Here is a 15,777-nt window from a genome sequence, read left to right as displayed (position 1 = left end):
AACTGCTGATACTTGACCGCGCGCAGCGGGCTATCTGCGTGTGATTCAACGTCACTGTGACCTCGCTTCTCAGAAGAAGATGCTCAGATTCCTAGACAGCAACACGTTGTTGTCTAGGATGACCTCGCGGCGGGCGATGAGCAGACCGTCCGTGGCAGTCCGGCGGAGGATGTCGCGCCGACATCCAGCGTGCAGGTCAACATCGGCTTCCATGCGGTTGCGATAGACGAGGAAGTGGGACCGGGCCCGGTAGTCTCCTACACCGGAATCGTCCGACTCCACTTCGACGTTCGTAATGAGGCGCCTGGTGCGCGTCGGGGGATCCTCGGCCCACGCCTGCCCGGTCTCCAACCCCCGCACCCGCTTCTCGAGATTCGGTTTGTCGTCGTCGAAGTATCCGAAGTCGTCTTCACCGGAATACTCGAACTGCTGCTCCCGCCGAGACAGGTTATACCGGAGAGGCGCCCACAGGTGGGCATCGTCGGCCCACAATGTGAGCCACTCCGTGAAGAGCCTGTCGTCAAGGAGTCGCGCCTCCTTGTAGTAGAACTTCTCGACCGCACGGGCGACGTCAATAACCTCTGTATTCGTATTCTCAAGAACGCTCATCAGGATTCTCCCGCCTTCGCCATGTCGCTTCGGTCGATTACCTCGGTCGTACGCACCGGCACGGAGATGTCCTTCCAAGACTCCGCCGCCATGAACTCGGCCCAGCGTCGGTACAGACTGCGCTGGTTCTGCTCACTGTAGGTGTGACTGACCTTGCCGGGCAGCGTCGGATGCGAGCGCTCGTGTCCCACTCCCATCTCGACATGCAACTTGGAGAGTCGGGTCACCACTCCCTCCTGACCCCCAGCACCTGAGCAGTAACTCCAGTTCTCGCCGTCGTCCTGTTCCCAAGTGCCACCGGGGCTGAAGTGTCGGATGGCCTGCGTGCGCCAAGCATTCTTCACCTCCTGCGGAGCCTTCTTGTCGACGATGCACCACGACCAGGCCTCCATCTCGGTGGGACTCTTGGGCATCCAAACGCGCAGGACCGAGCTGTCGTGGAGGTAAGAGAAGTTGGGGAACACGTTGGCGTGCGTCCAGGACATCCCCTCTACGCGCTCCTTACCAAGGCGGTTGATGGACTCCTGGCGCGTCTCGTCGCGCCAGCGCAGGATCGCCTCGCTGCTCCCCGCCGAGAACGGCGCTCCGGTCGGCGAGTACATAACACCAATACCATGGCCTTCCGCTGGGTTGATCTCGAGCCCGTCGATATTCACGAAGGCGTCCGCCGCCTCGGGCGGGAACTCAGACAGCAGCACCGATATATGGCTGGAGATGGTGTGGTAGTTGTCTCCACTGAACTGCTCGGCGGCAAGCTTCCAGTTGCCCCGCATCTTCCACTTGTGGACACCGGAGATGACTTCGGTGCCGCCATCCACACGGTCAAGCAGGATGTCCAAGTAGTAGGTCATGTCGCCCAAGAAGTCGACAAGCGACGGCGCTTCGGGATCGAAGCAACCGAAAACCAGCCCTTTGTAGGACTGCACCTGTGGAACCCGCAGCAATCCCAACTTCGACTTGTCGATCTCGTTGTAGTAGGCGTATTCCTCGCGGGGCACGCTCACCAACGAGCCATCCGTGCTGTACGACCAACCGTGGTACGTGCAGGTGAAGGCCTTCGCGTTCCCCCAGTCGGCGCGGCAGACCTTCATCCCACGATGGCGACAAGAGTTGAGCACCGCGCTGATCGATCCGTCGCGCTGTCGGGTCACCACGACGGGATCGGCGCCGATGTAGGTCGAGAAGAAGTCCCCGGCCTTGGCCAGCTGGCTTTCATGGCAGAGAAAGGACCATGATCGTGCAAAGACGCGCTCAAGTTCAACCTTGTAGATCTCAGGGTCGAAAAACATGCGCCGGTCCAGCAGGCCACCCTCGCTCTCGGACAGTTCCTTGAGCTGAGACGACAGGGCGGGATTCAAAGGTGGTGCCTGAGGTGTCTGCCCGTTCGGGCTCACCAGTTGACCACTGTCATTCACAGTCAGCATTGTTGCCTCCATTCCTAGCTTCAGTTGCGACTTCGTTTGTCGGGGGGATTCGAACGCGCTGCATTTCTTGGGGTCAGCGCTGTAGAGGACTTCCCGGTTACCTGGTCGTCCTGTACACCACCGCCGAACTCCGTCCCGTCATCAAGTCCGTCTCACGGGTTCGAGGGCTGGTGCGTTGAGTGTTACATCACACCGCAGCCGTCGTGAAAATCCTCCCTCGGGTGAGGCCAAATATCCCCCAAAAGGGGCTCTGTCCGGGTCAATTCCGCTGGGTGGTGCCACCGCCATCCTCGACCGACTCCTGCACCACTGTGACGTCCCCCTCACCCTCGACCTCGCTCACCACCGAAGGGCCCAGCCGTGGCCGACATCCAGGCAAAGCGCTGCGGTCGGGAGCTCCGAGCAGGGCGGTCACTTCTGCTCGGCTGAGATTGGTGACCTGGGGCCGGTCGTAGCGTTTGGGCGGGATCGCGAGGACCCGGGCGATCGTCTCGGCATGTTCTGGATGACGCAACGCGGCAAAGGTGAACATGGAGTGGATCGCTGCGAGCCGACCGTTGCGTGTTCTGGTGCTGTTGCCGCGCTCACTCTCCAAGTGGTTGAGGAACTCCCCGACCAGAGGCGCGTCGAGATCAGCGATGTCGATGTGGCGTGACCCCCGTTGGTTGGTCCGGGTGGTGTGAGAGTCCTTGCGGCCCACGAGGGTGGGCAGGAAGGCTCCATCACCATGACAACGAGGAAGCGACACACGCCTGAGCAGGTCGTGCGCAAGTTGGTCGAGGCCGACCGGCTGCTGGCCGGGGGCGCTGACACGGCCGAGGTTGCCCGGCAGCTCGGTGTCTCCGAGCAGACCTACTTTCGGTGGCGTAACCAGTTCGGCGGGCTGAAAGCCGAGGACGCCAAGGAGCTGAAGAAGTTGCGTGCCGAGAATCAGCGGCTCAAGCGTCTGCTTGCTGATGCCGAGCTGGACAAAGACATGCTCCGCGAGGTCGCCAAGGGGGAATTCTGAGCCCGGCCCGCCGACGCGCGGCCGTTGTTCACCTGCGTCGAGTCTTCGACGTCAGCGAACGGCGTGCGTGTCGGCTGGTCGGGCAGCACCGATCCACCCAACGCCACACCCCGCCCGCGCAGACTCCTGATGATCCCGACGCTGGGCTGCGGGCCTGGCTGCGCGCCTACGCCGGGGCCCATCCCCGGTGGGGACACCGGCGCGCCTACCACGACGCCCGCGGCCAGGGCTGGGTCGTGAACCACAAGAAGCTCCAGCGGCTGTGGCGCGAAGAAGGGCTACGTGTGCACGTGCGACGCCGCCGTAAACGGGTCGGATCCTCGACCGTGCCACCAGTCCCGACCGCCACCTCGGCCAACGTGGTGTGGGCGATCGACTTCCAGTTCGACTCCACCACCGACGGCCGACCGATCAAGATCCTCTCCGTCGTCGACGAACACACCCGCGAAACACTGGGCGGCCTTGTGGAACGCTCGATCACCGCCGAGGCCCTGGCCGCCGAGCTGAACCACATCGTGGCCGCCCGTGGCGCCTCGCCGGCGGTGCTGAGGCTCGACAACGGCCCGGAGATGATCGCGGCAGCACTGGCCCAGTGGGCCGGCACCCAAACCGGGATGCTGTTCATCCCACCCGGCGAGCCCTGGAAGAACCCCTTCATCGAATCGTTCAACAGCAGGCTGCGCGACGAGTGCCTGAACATCAATCTGTTCTGGTCGATGACCCACGCCCAGGTCGTCATCGGCGACTGGAAGACCGAGTACAACCACGACCGTCCCCACTCATCCCTGGGCTACCTCAGCCCGGTGGCCTACGCTGCGGTCTGCACCCATTGATCGGACTCTCACACGACCTGGACCGATCCACGGGGTCCTGCCAGATGTTCGTCGGCGCGATGTTCGTGCGCGCCGTGGTGAAGGCGAGCAGCAGGCGCCAGGTATCGCGGTAGGCAGCGATCGTGTGTGCGCTGGCACCAAGTTGATGACTCAGCCGGTCGGTGAAGAAGGCCTGCAGCGTCGGCGCGAGGGCGGTCATCCCCGAACCGGTCACGGTGCTGGTCGATGTAGTCGACCAGCACCGCGGTGGGCACCTCTACTTGATCTTGCGGTCGAGCTCCGCGGCCGCGAAAAGCCGCGGACGTTTTCAGGATCTCGTTGGCCCGACGCAGTTCCCGCACCTCACGCTCGAGCTCGGCCAGCCGCTGGGCGTCATCGCTCGTGGTGCCTGGCCGGACCCCGCCGTCGACCTCGGCCTGACGGACCCAGTTCCGCAGCGCCTCGGGGTGGACCCCGAGCTGATCGGCGACCCGCTTGATCGCTCCACGCGCGGACTCCGGATCCTTCCGGGCGTCCAATGCCATTCGCGTGGCCCGCTGCTGGAGCTCAACGCTGTACTTCCTCGGTGCTGCCATGACTCTCATCATCCTTCCCAGGATTGAGAGCCTCCATCAGACCCGCGATTCATTCTCGTCATCAGCTCGGACCTCAACACGATCGAGCATGCAAGACTTCGACACCAAGAGGGTGCTCCCTTGACTCTGACTGATCATTGGCGTGGTAACCGTGATCCTGCAGGTCAGGAGCACCCTCTTGCATCAGACCCGCCGCTACCGCGGCATCCGAGCGGTGGATTGTCAATGATCTTGTCAAGCCGTTCGGGGCATCGGTTCTCGCAACGGTGGGGTCAGTTCGAAGGGCCGGTTCTCGCGGAGCAGGGCCCACAGGACGTCGACGCGTCGCCGGGCCAGAGCGATGAGCGCTTGGACGTGCCCGAGGCCGGCACGACGGTGTGCTGGGCCTTGGCCGCGGCCAGGGCATCTGTTGCGATCTGGTCGGCGCTGCGGACCTTCCGCTTGACCAGCCACGTCCGCAGCCGCGACTGACCGGCACGGCGGATCGCCTGCGGCGTCTGGTAGCCGGTCAGCAGGGTCAATGCGCCGCGGCTATGGGCGTAGTCGAAGACCGCTCCAGCGCAGGGAAGTAGCCGCTGAGCACGTCGCGCAGCCGGTTGACCATGCGGACCCGGTCACCGACCAGGCCGGTGCGATGGGTCACCAGCAGCCGCAGCTCGGTCACCAACGAGGTGGCGACCTCCACCTCGGCAAGGTCGCCGCGGTGCCGCAGCGTCTCGGCCATGACATAGCCGTCGCGGGCGTCGGTCTTGGCTTCACCTCGGTAGGCGCTGGCCATCTGGTTCACGGTGCGGCCGGGGACGTATCTGACCCGCTGACCGTGCGCCGCCAACAGAGCAAGCAGGAGCCCCGACATGGTCCCGGTGACATCGACTCCCCAGACCACCTCCTCCGCGCGGGCAAGAACACCGCCGACCGCGTCGAGGATTGCGGCCTCGTCGTTGATCACCTTCGTCGACCAGACCGTGGTATCTGCCTCGTCGATAAAGCAGATCCAGTGGTGGCCCTTGCCGACGTCGATGCCCGCCCACCCGAGCGGAACCTGTTCCTTCATCTACTCCTCCTTCGAGCGCACAAGGCATTGTCGTGGCCCGAAGGAACACCCCGCCGACAGATCCGTAAACAGCGACCAGGACGCGCATCTCAATCAGCAGTGAAGGCGTCCCAGGAGGAGCTGGGCGGCCAATCCATCGGAGCCATCAAGGGCGATCAAGCCCTCCCGGGCCACCCAAGAACTTACGGATCCAGGCTGAGGAGGCGTACCAGCGGTGCGGTGCCGGTCCAGGAGGCGAACCGGTTGCGGTCGGCGAACCTGGCCACGTCACCGACGTCGGCAAGGATCCGCGCGGCTACCACAGGATCGATGCCGTGGATGTCCATCAGGGTGCGACCGTCGGGCCTGGACCATCGCCTTGAGCTCGGCGGTTCATCTTGGTCTCGATCGCAATCAGGCCTTCGCTATCACCTTCGCCGACCGGATGCCGGCCGCGGAGGACCTCTAACAATGGAAACGCTGCTTACACCGTTCTTCGGACAGACCCGCCGTGCACGCCTGCCTACATGGCAGTGTGGCCGCCATCGACGGCCAGAACCTGTCCGGTTATCCACGAGGACTCATCCGAGGCAAGGAACAGGGCGGCGGCGGCGATGTCATCGGGGGTTCCAGGTCGCTTAAGCCTCGATCCACCGATGAGCTGCTGAGGAGGTCGCTGTCGGCGGCAGGATGTCGGGGCTGGAGTGAGGGCGTGCAGGAGTTGCCGGTCTGCCCGGCTCTTCCACTGGGGTTCCTGCTTGTAGGGACTGGGTCTGTGGGTCAGATCGGCGCGGTCGCTCGGCGCGGGGCGAGGGCGTCGTAGAGCGCGGACCACGCTGTTTGCCATGGCCAGCCCTGTGGAAGGTGCAGGTGCAGGCGCCGGGCGGAGGAAGCAATACGTGCCGGGACGTTGATGAGCTTGCGGCGGATCGTTGCCGTGGTCGCCCGAGCCAGCCCCGGGGCGTTGGTCAGTGTCGCGGCGGCGCGGGTGAGGTTGAAGGCCATGACCGCGCAGACGAGCCAGGCAGCGTTGGCGTTGAAAACTCCCGAGGGCATGTGCGCCAGCGCGGAGGCCTTGAGGTCGGCGTGGACGTTCTCGATGATGGCGTGTGCCCGGTGGACCTTGTCGGCAGCCACGGTGTCGCGCTCGGCGGCGGGGGCGGTGGTGAAGAACGCGTGGAAGCGCCACGTATCGAACAGTGTGGCCTGCCCCTGGTTCTTCTTCGGGTTCAGGTCGGGGATTCGGCGCACCACCAGGCGGCCGGGGATCTGCTCGCTGGTCTTCTTGGAGGTGAAGGCGGTGAAGGGGATCTCGGCGACCTCGGCCCGCGAGATCCACCTGCCGCTGTCTTCGTCGAAGATCGCGTCGGTGTACTTGATCGTGGTCCAAGCATCGTCGCTGATGGCGGCGATGGCGCGCTTGACGGCCGGGTCCATCCGCACGGTGACCGATACGTGCGCCCCGGTCTTGAGCACGGCGGTGACCAGGGCGTGGGAGTAGAACGCTGAGTCCGCGCGCACCAGCACTGGCCGCCCGGCCAGGCAGGTGCGCCGGATCAGAGCCAGGGTGTCAGCGGCCAGGCGGACCGCTCCGCGCGGGGAGCCGGCCGAGCCCTTGCGCAGCCGCTGGGCGGCGATCACCGGGGCGATCTGCTCGGTGCTCACGGTGGCCAGCAGCGCATTCAGGCCACGCACTCGGGTATAGCCGAAGGATGCTCCCTGCTTGTGGTGGCCGTGGACCTCGATGATGGTGTCGTCGATGTCGACCATCACCGTGCCGCTGTCCCCCTCGCGGCCCAGGAACTCGGAGCGCTCGGCCAGGGCAAGTGCGAACCGTGAAGCCACCGCGTCAGCCTGACGCACGTGTCCGAAGGTGAAGGCGCGCAGGAAGGAGCCCAACGTCGAGGGAGCGTAGGCACGGTCGAAGATCTTGCCCATCGCCCCGTGGCGCAGCAAGGCCATGTCATCGATGCTGTCCGCCCCGGCGGCCATACCCGCCACCAACGAGGCAAGCTTCAGGCCCGCGTTGGCCCCCTTGTCCCTCGCCACGCTCAGGTGCTCATCTCCCAGCCGACGCAGCCCGGCCTCCTGAGCCAGAGCCATCAATGGGACCAGCCCGGCGGCCGACACGAGGTTGGGCTCGTCAAACGTCGCTGAGACCACTGAAGGGGTGTGAGACAGTTGCATCTACGAGATGCCCTTCTTGAGCGGGTTATGCGGACCTTAGACAAGTCGCATTTTCCCAGGTCAGGAGGGCATTCTCACTCTCCCACGCCGCCCACCGGACACAGTCGATCGGTGGATCGAGGATAAGCAACCGCAGCGCGCACGATTCGGACACTCTGGCGCTGCTGACTTTGGTCACGGGCCGCAGCGTGGCGGCTCAGCGTCCCCGCATCCGTCCCCCCGAACCGTCGAATGGCGGGGGGACGTGGCGCCCTACACCGCGTTTATGCAGGTCAGGAAGCGTCCCCCCGAAACTCAGGAGATTCCAGAGCCGGTGGCTCGAATGGTGGAGGAGGAGTCCCGTTAAGCGGATCCACTTCTCGCGGAGCTCGGCGCGACAAGCGTTCGTGGTCGGTCAGCTCACCGGCGTCGCGAGTCCGCGACGCTGCGGCCCTGCGCCGAGCTGGTCGATCCTGGAGGCTCCCACGCCGCAGCCCATTGGGCTATGGACTCGATCACCGGCGCCAGGGAGTGACCCTTGGTCGTCAGCGTGTAGTGCGGCACGGTGGTCGCGGAGGAGGAGGGGCAGGCGCGTTCCACCACGCCCTCGCGCTCGAGCTCGCGGAGCCGCTGGGCGAGGAGCCGATCGGTGAGCCCAGGGATTCTTGAGCGGATCTCGCCGAAGCGGTCGGCTCCGTCGAGGAGTGCGCGGATGATCGGGCCGTTCCAGCGCCGCCCGATCAACTCGACCGCGCGGTGGAAAACCGGACAGTAGCCCTGTGTCTCGTCCATGCAGACAACCTCCGCGGCCGACGAGTCGCCGGACCTTGACTCTTGCCAACGCCGTTCCCGGAATGATACTCCTAGAGTCACTTACAAAGAGTAAGTGACTACTTCGCATACGAGGAGCTCTCATGGACGCTCTGGTCCTCATCGGCCGGATCCTTTTCGCGCTACTGTTCCTGGGCGCCGGGATGGGCCACTTCAGCCAGCGGGAGATGATGACCGGCTACGCGGCGAGCAAGGGTGTGCCGGCCGCCGGGTTGATGGTGCCCTTCTCTGGTGCGGTGAGCATCCTGGGCGGCCTCATGGTGGCCGTCGGGGTCTGGCCCGACCTCGGTGCCCTGCTGCTGGTCGCCTTCCTGGTGCCGACGGCGGTGCTGATGCACGGCTTCTGGCGCGAGACCGACCCGGCGAGCAAGGCCAACGAGCAGACCCAGTTCCTCAAGGACCTGTCCCTCGCGGGTGCCGCGCTCGCCCTGTTCGCGTTCTTCGCCTCCGCGGGCGACGAGCTCGGCCTGCTCGTGCTCGGCCCGGTGTTCACGCTGTGACCGGCTTGCTGGTCGACCTGCCCGCCCGCGGCGGCGCCAGGCCGCGCACTACCCCGAGCAATCCGCACACTCAGCTCGATCAACAACCGGACGACGATCGGCCGCGCCGCCTCCTGGAGGAGCGGCTCGCCCAGCTGCCGGACGTGGTCTGGCGCCCCAGCATGATCTCGGTCCCGGGAGCGCGCGCCCTGACCCTGCCGGAAGACGCCGCGCAGGGCCCGCCCGAGGCCTTCATGATCGGCACCGAGTTCGCTCACCTGCACCCCGCCCCGGACCACTCACTGCACCTGGTGCTGCCGCCCGACGTCGCCTCCCGCGTAATCGAGACAGGCTGGGCAGAGCAACACCCGATCGCCCGCCGCGGCCTGATCACCTCGGGCGCGGTGATGATCTACGCACCCCGCGACGAGGAGGAGGCAGAGCTGGTCTCCCAGATCGTGACCGCCGCCTTCGAGTACGCCACCAACCCCCCGGCCTGACCAGCCGTACTGACAGAGCGCCGACGTGCCCGGCATCCGGGCCACTCGGGTCCGGACCAGTCGAACAAAGATCGGAGTCATCCATCATGCGCATCCACGAGCTCGGCCACCTGGTGCTCTACGTCCGCGACCTGGAGCGCTCACGGCGGTTCTACCGAGACGTGCTCGGGTGGAACGAGATCCGCGGGGAGGTCCCCCTGCCGGTCCCCGCGGCGGCGTTCTCCTCCGGACGCACCCACCACGAGCTGCTGCTCATCGAGGTGGGCCCGGCCGCGGCGCCGATGCCCCCGGGGCACCGTGTGGGCCTGTACCACTTCGGCCTCAAGGTCGGCGACGACGACGACGACCTGCGCGAGGTCGTGCGTCACCTGACCGAGCACGGGGTGCAGATCCAGGGGGCCAGCGACCACACGATCACCCACTCGCTCTACATCGCCGACCCCGACGGGCACGAGATCGAGCTCTACGTCGATGTGATGGCCACGGAGGAGTGGCTCGCCGACCCCTCGGTGGTCTTCGCCCCGATCCGTCCCCTACGTCTGTGACCCTCCGTGCCTGGAGCGGCGCAGGCCGCAGCGTCTGGCCATCGGCATCCAGTCCGCTGCCCAGATCACCGGCCGTGCTGAGGTGACAAGGCCGGCACCGTGTTGCTGCGCTACTCACTTACGACAATCATGCCGTCTCTCAGATGAGTATGACGGCGGCCGATTGCGCGATGGGTCACGAGGGGTGAAGGGAGCGAGCGAGCCCCGCACGCGCGGGGGGTCCGGATCGCCGCGGTGTCCGTGCTCCTCGCAGTCCAGCATGCCCCGGTGCTCGGACGGCTGACGGTTCACCTGCATCGAGCGCGTCACTGCGAAACGCCTGGGCGTGCCCGGAGACTACGGATCGTGGTGTTGAGGTCCCATTCGGTCAGCGGATGTTGGGGCCGGTCTTCTCGTCGAGGTTACGCACGTGCCGCTCCACTCTCCGCAGGGTCCGTTGGAGGTTCTCGAAGTAGCCGGGGAGTTCTTCGAGGACGGCGGTGCTTCGGTTGAGCCGGTCCAGACTTCCGGGCAGTGGTCCGGTGGTGGAGGCGAGCCTGCGCAGCGGCCGTTCCATCTTGTCCAATGGTTCGACGAGGCTTTGGTCGAGGCCGGCGAGGCGGCCGTCGAGCCGGCGCAGCAAGGCCATGTCATCGATGCTGTCCGCCCCGGCGGCCATACCCGCCACCAACGAGGCAAGCTTCAGGCCCGCGTTGGCCCCCTTGTCCCTCGCCACGCTCAGGTGCTCATCTCCCAGCCGACGCAGCCCGGCCTCCTGAGCCAGAGCCATCAATGGGACCAGCCCGGCGGCTGACACGAGGTTGGGCTCGTCAAACGTCGCTGAGACCACTGAAGGGGTGTGAGACAGTTGCATCTACGAGATGCCCTTCTTGAGCGGGTTATGCGGACCTTAGACAAGTCGCATTTTCCCAGGTCAGGAGGGCATTCTCACTCTCCCACGCCGCCCACCGGACACAGTCGATCGGTGGATCGAGGCTAAGACCGGTCAGAGCCGCTGCTCACATCGCACATGCACCACGTCCCCGTGCGCGACCTCGACGAACTTCAGCATGGAGTACCGCTCGAGGATGAACTGTCCGCTCTGGCGTTCGAGCATGAACCCCGTACGCAGGTCGAAGGGGTCAGGTTCGTCCTCCGCGGGCAGATAGAGCGAGGACTGACCGATCTGGATCTCGAAGAGCACCGGGACCAACGCCTCGTCGCCGTCGGGGTAGATGCCCTCGATGTCGCGCTCGTCATCATGGAGGTGGCACTCGGCCTCCTCCCGGCAAGGCGTGGCGAAGCCGTAGCCATGGTCCAAGAGGTAACCGTCGCGCACCATCTGTTTCAGGGCCCGTGAGCCGAAGGTACAACCGCGGTAGGCGATCCGGCCGGCGTGATCGCCGAGCGCGCCCCGGCGCCACAGGTCGTAGAAAGCCAAGCTAGCCGCCTCGGCGAACTGCTGCTTGCTCTCCCAGCCCTCCCAGTCCAGGTAGGCCCCGCACTCTCGCTGAAGGGACCCGCTGCCCCTCAGTGCGCGGTTGATCGAGTAGAAGTCGACCGACATCATCCCGTCGAGCACGGCTCGCGCCTGCGCGAGGTGCTCCATCGGCCACTCGATCGTCACGAGCGGTGCGTGCCCCACGTCAGCGACGGCGCCTCGCCCGTTCCCCCCTCGGGCCCGATCGCGTCGAGGGCTCGTGCGGCGGCAACGCGGTGGAACATCGCACCGAAGGGGGCCAGGTCGGGTCGCACAGCGGTGAGCTCGTCATCGGTGACGTAAACGGGGACCTTGCCGGAGTCGCGGAGCTGCCTGGTGAGCTCGTCGACGAGATCGGCGCTGCGGGCGACCCAGGCGTGGACGTGATCGGCCACGCCCGTGGGGATGCTGGCCTGCCCGGCCCACCACCGGGAGACCGAGGACTCGCTGACCTCGAGCAGGCGGTGCACGTCGCGTCGGGTCAGGCCAATCGACTCCACGAGTGATCGCATCTCGGCACCGCTCATCGAGCTCGCCCTGCCGAAACGGCTGACGGTCCCCGCCACGTGTCTCCTCCTGCTCATTCGTCCTCCAGCGCCCTGGCTCTGCGCCGGGCCATCGCGTTGGCCGCGGCGCTGCCGCCGGTGGCCTTGGCGATGGTGATGGCACGATCCCACATCCTCGAGTCCTCGGGCACGGCTTGCAGACCGACCTCGACAGCGCGCAACGCGAGGAGCTGGTCACCATCTCTCTGCCCCCGCTCGAGGAGCTCGCGGGAGACGCCGGCGATCTCCCAGCACATCTCGGTCTTGAGTGCTTGGGCCCACTCCCAGTGATCTTCCTCGATCCCGGTCAGGGGCCGGCCCTTGACCAGAGCGAGCGCAGCGAGGAGCTCCTTGGTGGTCCTGGCAGCAGGGTCGCCATCCACGAGCGCTGTGAAACGTGCCCAGTCGACGTCAACCTCAGCGCGCAGCGTGTAGCTGCCCTCGGCCACCAGCGGGATCCACGGCCGAGCGTTCTCGTCATCGCCCAGCCATCGGCGAGCGATTCTCAGGTACTCGTTGCGGCGCTGCCGCAGCTTCGGTGAGCGCATCTCCCCGGGGAAGATCGCCTCGGTGAACGCCGCCTCGGAGCTGCCTGGGAAGAGAGCGAGGTAGGTGATGATCTCTCGGGCCCGACGCCACATCGCGGGACGCTCCTGGCCTGCTTCGATCTGCACGTCGCCCAGGACGCGCACGCTCGGTGTCCCCATCTCGCTCACCCCCTTCCCGACCATCTATTACGCACTACATTAGCGCGCGCTGATACGTGGCGCAATGGGGCGCATGGCCTCCGCCCCCCGCCCGTCGATCTTCATGCACCCAGCCCGGGCTCGCCACACGACGCGCTTGGAGCCGCCCTGCCGCGTGACAGGCATGTTTACAGGTTTATGCATGGCTATAGGATTTCCACATACGTCTTCATACTTTGGTAGAAGTGGGCCCCATGGACGCACTGAGCAACCCCTACTCCCCCGGTGCTGGCCGACGCCCCGCCGCCCTGGTCGGTCGCGACGAGCAGCGCGCCTCCTGGGCAACCGCACTGGCCCGGGTCGCCGCCGGTCGTGGCGAGCAGTCGATGGTCCTCTACGGCTTGCGCGGTGTCGGCAAGACCGTGCTGCTGGTCGACCTGCAGAGCGCGGCCGAGGACGCCGGGTGGATCGTGGGGTACGCCGAGGCCGGCGCCGGGAAGTCATTGCGCGAGATGCTCACCGACGCCCTGCAGCTGCCCCTGGCCGATCTCGCGCGACCCTCCGCAGGTCAAAAGATCCGCACCGCGCTGAAGACCTTCCTGTCCTTCAACGCCTCGGTGACCTCCGAGGGCACCTGGACCTTCGGTCTCGACCTCGACGGTGACTCCGGCGGCGGCGCCAACTCCGGCGCGTTGGACCTGGACCTGTCCAAGGTCGTGCGCGATATCTCATCGGCGGCCGGCGACGAAGGGGTTGGCCTGGCCCTGCTCATCGACGAGGCCCAGGACCTGAGCACCGAGGAACTCACCGCCCTGTGCTCGATCGCGCACATGGCCTCCCAGCGCAACTGGCCGGTGCTGCTCGCGCTGGCCGGACTGCCGAGCCTGCCCGTGCAGCTCGCCGAGGCGAAGTCCTACTCCGAGCGGCTCTTCTCCTACCACCCGGTGCGAGAGCTCGCCGGTCACGACGCCCGAGCGGCGATCGTCGACCCAGCCCGCGACCAGCAGGTCTCCTGGGATGACGACGCCGTCATGCACGTCATCGACGCCACCGGCGGCTACCCCTACTTCCTGCAGGAGTACGGCCAGTCCTCCTGGGAGCAGGCCGACGACGCCGGCGACATGATCACCTTCGCTGACGCCCACGCGGGTGGGATGCTCGCCCTGCGCGACCTGGACAACGGCTTCTTCCGCGTCCGGTGGGAACGTGCCACACCCAAAGAGCGCGAGTACCTCCAGGCCATGGCCGTCGACGGCGACAGCGGCAGCAGCTCCGGCGAGGTCGCCAAGCGCCTAGGCAAGAAACCCACCTCCCTGGGGCCCGTCCGGGCCAACCTGATCAGCAAGGGCTTGATCTACGCCCCGGAGCACGGACGAATCGCCTTCACCGTCCCCCGCATGGCCGACTTCATCACCCGCCAGCCCACCTGAGGCGATGCCATGCACACCGCCCACTGCACCCTGGACGACACGACGTACTCAGCCCTGCAGTTCTCCCACCTGAACGAGCAAGACCTCGGGGAGAAGCGCCGCCACCTGATCTGCCCGGGCCAGAACTGCGCGGCCCGGTCCTTCTACCGGCGGCGCTCGCGCGACGGTCGTGCCGCGCACTTCGGCTCCACCTCCCACCGCGTCGGCTGCGACGCAGCAGCGCCGGGCCCACCTACTGCCGGCAACGGACTCGACGAAGAACTCACCGAGATGCTCAACCTCGGCGAGGAGCTGATCATCGACACCCGCACCTCGAGCGTCCCGACAGGTCAGCACCACGACCCGACCGAGGACTACTCAAGGCCGACGCCGACCCCTCGACACACGCGCGGCGACGACGACGGCCCGCGCCGAGCCCGCAGCTCCAAGAGGCTTCGACCCATCCTCCGAGAGCTGCGCCGCTCACCCGACTTCGCCCGCGCCGGGCGCAAGGTCCGCCTTCACACGTGGCCAGACCTGGCGATCAGCGACCGCGACTTCTTCCACGAGATCGCCAACCTCACCACCGATCACGCAGAACGCGATGACACCCGCGGCGGGTACTGGGGAACGATCATCAGCACCGGTGACACCGAGACCGGGCTGTGGCTGAACTTCGGGCCGCCGGGGACCGCGAGCGTCGTCGTCTCGGCCCCCTCGGTCCAGCACTTCCTCGACGGCACCGGAGCCGCGACACTGGAGGACCTTGTCGGCTCAAGCCTGATCGTCCTTACTCATCTGGAACTCTCGCACCGCGGCAAGCTCTACCTTCGACTGCCATCCGAGACCGACTGGGCATGGCTCCCCTTCCCTGACCCCTCACCGTGACCTCCACCAATGCCGTCGACGTGCTCCATCCGGACTGGGTGGCCGCGCTCGAGCGCACCGGGCTGGGTGTGACCTCCCCGGCACACGCAGCACTCTGGGCAGAAAGTGGGCGGCACCCGATCCCCGATCAGCATCTCGAGCTGTTCCACAGGCGGGCCGCCGGGGAACGCCTGGCCGACCTCGGCCGTGACGTCGACGAGCACCACGCGCGCGTACAGCAGATCCTGCGCCTCACCGGCCTCAGGCTCCTGGCTCCGCACCTGGAGCAGATCCCTGACTGGAAGAAGGCGATCGACCGCGGGGCGAGCTACACCCTGATCGGCCGCGCCTTCGACGTCCCACCAGATCTTGTCCGCGTCGCCTTCGAGGGTTGGCCCGCCCCCCTTCGTCACTCTCCCGAGCAGATGCTCTCCGCGACGAAGGCATGGCGCGAGGGCGCTGAGATTCCCGACATCGCGGCCGTCCTGGGTGTCACACCCGCACGGCTGGCTGGCGACATCAACGCCGGCCGGGTGATCCTCGGGCCGCCGCGGTGGCGCACGATGGACGTCGCTCGGCGACTGGGGTGGGTCAGCTACGTGCTGAGCAAGCGTCGCGAAGAAGGGCGCCTCCCCCCGCCGGACGGGCGCGATCGCGCACCGTGGTGGTGGGTCACGACGATCGAGCAGCACATCACCCTCAGCGGGTGGACCTGGTGCACCCAGTGCTCACGTGCGTTCGTAGAGGTCCGCGGGCTGCGGGCGCATCTGACCCGCTGTCACCCCGACTTGCGCCAATAGACGGCCA

At 66.5% G+C, this 15,777-nt stretch carries 19 protein-coding genes and 2 pseudogenes; 7 read left to right on the top strand and 14 right to left on the bottom strand.

The features are described 5' to 3' along the window. Positions 1–69: 69 nt before the first annotated feature. The 3 genes from JT1_RS17325 to JT1_RS17315 form a co-directional block, all read right to left on the bottom strand. The gene (locus tag JT1_RS17325; protein WP_032492317.1) at positions 70–609 is read right to left on the bottom strand and encodes an aromatic-ring-hydroxylating dioxygenase subunit beta; all 540 of its coding nucleotides are present in this window, start codon (positions 607–609) and stop codon (positions 70–72) included. Further along, on the bottom strand, positions 609–2,033 hold the full coding sequence (locus tag JT1_RS17320; protein ID WP_082807803.1) for an aromatic ring-hydroxylating oxygenase subunit alpha: 1,425 nt from the start codon (positions 2,031–2,033) through the stop codon (positions 609–611). The genes JT1_RS17325 and JT1_RS17320 overlap by 1 nt, the downstream gene beginning before the upstream one ends. A 259-nt stretch (positions 2,034–2,292) precedes the next feature. Beyond that, complete coding sequence (locus tag JT1_RS17315; protein WP_068329949.1) at positions 2,293–2,733, bottom strand: site-specific integrase; 441 nt, start codon at positions 2,731–2,733, stop codon at positions 2,293–2,295. Between the two features lie 27 nt (positions 2,734–2,760). Between JT1_RS17315 and JT1_RS17305 the strand changes: the two genes are divergently transcribed. Next, positions 2,761–3,875, top strand: a protein-coding gene (locus tag JT1_RS17305) for an IS3 family transposase (RefSeq protein ID WP_156811799.1) whose coding sequence is annotated in 2 segments (ribosomal slippage) — positions 2,761–3,034 and positions 3,034–3,875 — 1,116 coding nt in all. Because the reading frame shifts where the segments join, the coding sequence is not laid out codon by codon here. Positions 3,876–3,883: 8 nt separating this feature from the next. On the opposite strand, the gene JT1_RS18565 is transcribed toward JT1_RS17305, so the two are convergent. From JT1_RS18565 to JT1_RS17280, 7 genes and pseudogenes are all read right to left on the bottom strand, one after another. Continuing rightward, a complete protein-coding gene (locus tag JT1_RS18565) occupies positions 3,884–4,450 on the bottom strand; it encodes a transposase (RefSeq protein WP_169702103.1) in 567 nt (188 codons plus the stop codon). A gap of 272 nt (positions 4,451–4,722) precedes the next feature. After that, the gene (locus tag JT1_RS19225; protein WP_169702102.1) at positions 4,723–4,971 is read right to left on the bottom strand and encodes a hypothetical protein; all 249 of its coding nucleotides are present in this window, start codon (positions 4,969–4,971) and stop codon (positions 4,723–4,725) included. Continuing rightward, positions 4,968–5,504 carry an IS110 family transposase gene (locus tag JT1_RS17290; RefSeq protein WP_068329938.1) on the bottom strand — a complete coding sequence of 179 codons (537 nt, stop codon included), beginning with the start codon at positions 5,502–5,504 and terminating at the stop codon, positions 4,968–4,970. Before JT1_RS17290 ends, JT1_RS19225 begins: the two co-directional genes overlap by 4 nt. A 209-nt stretch (positions 5,505–5,713) precedes the next feature. Then, positions 5,714–5,870, bottom strand: a pseudogene (locus JT1_RS18110) (transposase); the annotation flags it as partial. A 136-nt stretch (positions 5,871–6,006) separates the two neighbouring features. After that, entirely contained in the window at positions 6,007–6,330 is a 324-nt protein-coding gene (locus tag JT1_RS19105) for an SDR family oxidoreductase (protein ID WP_082807801.1), read from the bottom strand. Further along, positions 6,264–7,670 (bottom strand): IS1380 family transposase, encoded by a 1,407-nt coding sequence (locus tag JT1_RS17285; protein WP_068329933.1) that lies wholly within the window; start codon positions 7,668–7,670, stop codon positions 6,264–6,266. Before JT1_RS17285 ends, JT1_RS19105 begins: the two co-directional genes overlap by 67 nt. 399 nt (positions 7,671–8,069) lie before the next feature. Next, positions 8,070–8,441 carry a winged helix-turn-helix transcriptional regulator gene (locus JT1_RS17280; protein ID WP_032491541.1) on the bottom strand — a complete coding sequence of 124 codons (372 nt, stop codon included), beginning with the start codon at positions 8,439–8,441 and terminating at the stop codon, positions 8,070–8,072. A 122-nt stretch (positions 8,442–8,563) separates the two neighbouring features. On the opposite strand from JT1_RS17280, the gene JT1_RS17275 reads away from it, so the two are divergent. From JT1_RS17275 to JT1_RS17265, 3 genes are all read left to right on the top strand, one after another. Continuing rightward, positions 8,564–8,980, top strand: a complete 417-nt coding sequence (locus JT1_RS17275) for a DoxX family protein (protein ID WP_068329929.1) — start codon at positions 8,564–8,566, stop codon at positions 8,978–8,980. Then, the gene (locus tag JT1_RS17270; protein ID WP_013601282.1) at positions 8,977–9,459 is read left to right on the top strand and encodes a luciferase domain-containing protein; all 483 of its coding nucleotides are present in this window, start codon (positions 8,977–8,979) and stop codon (positions 9,457–9,459) included. The genes JT1_RS17275 and JT1_RS17270 overlap by 4 nt, the downstream gene beginning before the upstream one ends. 86 nt (positions 9,460–9,545) lie before the next feature. Then, complete coding sequence (locus JT1_RS17265; RefSeq protein WP_068329926.1) at positions 9,546–10,004, top strand: VOC family protein; 459 nt, start codon at positions 9,546–9,548, stop codon at positions 10,002–10,004. 613 nt (positions 10,005–10,617) lie between these two features. Here the strand turns inward: JT1_RS17265 and JT1_RS18100 are convergent. The 4 genes and pseudogenes from JT1_RS18100 to JT1_RS17245 form a co-directional block, all read right to left on the bottom strand. Then, a pseudogene (locus tag JT1_RS18100) lies at positions 10,618–10,857 on the bottom strand (IS1380 family transposase); the annotation flags it as partial. A gap of 132 nt (positions 10,858–10,989) precedes the next feature. Next, positions 10,990–11,610, bottom strand: a complete 621-nt coding sequence (locus tag JT1_RS17255; RefSeq protein WP_068329920.1) for a hypothetical protein — start codon at positions 11,608–11,610, stop codon at positions 10,990–10,992. Further along, positions 11,607–12,029, bottom strand: coding sequence for a helix-turn-helix domain-containing protein (locus tag JT1_RS17250; RefSeq protein ID WP_068329916.1), 423 nt, complete (start codon positions 12,027–12,029; stop codon positions 11,607–11,609). The genes JT1_RS17255 and JT1_RS17250 overlap by 4 nt, the downstream gene beginning before the upstream one ends. A gap of 14 nt (positions 12,030–12,043) precedes the next feature. Next, entirely contained in the window at positions 12,044–12,715 is a 672-nt protein-coding gene (locus tag JT1_RS17245) for an AfsR/SARP family transcriptional regulator (protein ID WP_169702101.1), read from the bottom strand. Between the two features lie 233 nt (positions 12,716–12,948). Between JT1_RS17245 and JT1_RS17240 the strand changes: the two genes are divergently transcribed. Genes JT1_RS17240 through JT1_RS17230 form a run of 3 tightly spaced genes read left to right on the top strand, consistent with a single transcriptional unit; the run spans position 12,949 to position 15,770 of the window. After that, the gene (locus tag JT1_RS17240) at positions 12,949–14,124 is read left to right on the top strand and encodes an ATP-binding protein (RefSeq protein ID WP_068330020.1); all 1,176 of its coding nucleotides are present in this window, start codon (positions 12,949–12,951) and stop codon (positions 14,122–14,124) included. A 9-nt stretch (positions 14,125–14,133) separates the two neighbouring features. Then, positions 14,134–14,991, top strand: coding sequence for a hypothetical protein (locus JT1_RS17235; RefSeq protein WP_068329911.1), 858 nt, complete (start codon positions 14,134–14,136; stop codon positions 14,989–14,991). Between the two features lie 38 nt (positions 14,992–15,029). Then, complete coding sequence (locus tag JT1_RS17230) at positions 15,030–15,770, top strand: hypothetical protein (RefSeq protein ID WP_169702100.1); 741 nt, start codon at positions 15,030–15,032, stop codon at positions 15,768–15,770. The last annotated feature ends 7 nt before the right edge of the window (positions 15,771–15,777 follow it).

It is taken from the genome of Janibacter terrae NBRC 107853 (assembly GCF_001591405.1).
GTDB lineage: Bacteria > Actinomycetota > Actinomycetes > Actinomycetales > Dermatophilaceae > Janibacter > Janibacter terrae.
This window is presented reverse-complemented; position numbering and strand designations above follow the sequence as displayed.